1 protein-coding gene is annotated in these 1,578 nt (G+C 57.4%); it reads left to right on the top strand.

Annotated features, from left to right (window positions below; genetic code table 11):
* The first annotated feature begins 124 nt into the window (after positions 1-124).
* A complete protein-coding gene (locus PSOLE_RS23325) occupies positions 125-1,396 on the top strand; it encodes an IS4-like element ISPa1635 family transposase (protein WP_004423958.1) in 1,272 nt (423 codons plus the stop codon).
* Positions 1,397-1,578 lie beyond the last annotated feature (182 nt).

Here is a 1,578-nt window from a genome sequence, read left to right as displayed (position 1 = left end):
CCAATGTCATCAACTTTGGAAATTATCCATAAATATCATATAATTAGCGCTCAAATCAGTGCATGGGAGAAGCCCTTTTGACTACCTATACCGCATCGCTTGACACCGCCAGCCAAACCCTGGCTTGAAAATTGTACAAAAAATAACCAGCCCGCTCGATTGTCCCGCCTTCATCGCCGCCCACCGCCAGAATCCTCAAGACTTTACCCGCCGACGCCAGCTCACCTTCAAGAACCTCGTCCTGTTCCTGCTCAATCAGCCGCGCACGGCCCTGCAAACCGAACTCGATCAGTTCTATCGCGTACTCAATCAGGCGTCGACTGAGACGCAAATGGTCACTGCGCAGGCCTTCTGCAAAGCGCGCAAAAAGCTCAACCCCGAGGTATTTGAAAGTCTCAATCGCCTCCTGCAGCAACAAATTGACTGCTTCGGGCTGCGTCAGAAGTGGCGTGGGCTGAGGGTGCTCGCGGTGGATGGCTCGACCGTGCATTTACCCCTGGAGTCGACCATGGCGACCTTCTTTGGCAGTCACTCTGGCTTTCCCATGGCTCGCTTGTCCACACTCTACGAAGTCGCTGACGGTCAAACCTTGCATAGCCTGATCGTGCCCCTGACCGTCGGCGAGCGCGACTGTGCCCATCTGCACCTTGAGCACCTGCCGGCTGACAGCCTGACGCTGTTTGACCGTGGTTACCCTGGGCACTGGTTATTCGCGCTGTTCGCGCAGCAACAGCGGCACTTTCTGATGCGCCTGCCCTGTGGCTATAACGCCCAGGTCAAAGCGTTTCTACACTCTGGCCAAGTTGAAGACACACAGCTTTTCGTGGCCAACCATCCTGAAGCACGTCTGTTCTGCTCCGAGGCTGGCGTTGATCCTGCCAGCCAGATCGAGCTGAGACTGATCCGGGTCGAGTTGGCCAACGGCGAAAGCGAAGTATTGCTGACCTCGCTGCTGGATCGAGAAGCCTTTCCCGCTGAGGTGTTTGCCGAGCTTTACCACCGCCGCTGGGGCATCGAAACCGATTTCCGTCGCCTCAAACAAACCCTGACGCTGGACAACTTCAGCGGCCGCAGCGTGACCGCTGTAAAGCAGGACTTTCATGCCGCTCAACTGTTGAAGAACCTGGCGCTGTTGATGCAGCACCTGCTACAGCCGGTCATCGAACAGCGCCACAAAGGTCGCAAGCTGCGATGGAAAGTCAACTTCACCCAAGGCGTGTCACGGCTCAAAAATACCCTGGTCGAGCTGCTGGTGCGGCACTGTGCTCAGGGGCTGAGCAATGTGCTGGCCTTGATGGCTAAAAGCCTCAGTGCCGTACGCTCAGGCCGTAGCTTTGCGCGCCAACGCAAACGCGCAGCCAGCCGAGGTTGTGAGGGCTACAAACCGACGCGCTGAAGAAACACCACCGCCCAACCTCCGTGCAAAAAAAGCTGGCCACAAGCGGTCGGCATAGGCTCGTCCGGAGAACGAGAAATCTCGCCTAGACAGCCGGAACAGACGATGATCACATCACCGCCAGCCCAGCTAGACCGCCTGATTGAGCGGCAGAGGCCTGGTCATCGCCCGACGGCCATGGC

The organism is Pseudomonas oleovorans subsp. oleovorans (assembly GCF_002197815.1).
GTDB lineage: Bacteria > Pseudomonadota > Gammaproteobacteria > Pseudomonadales > Pseudomonadaceae > Aquipseudomonas > Aquipseudomonas oleovorans.
The sequence above is the reverse complement of the archived record's forward strand: the minus strand, read 5'-3'. Positions and strand labels throughout refer to the sequence as shown.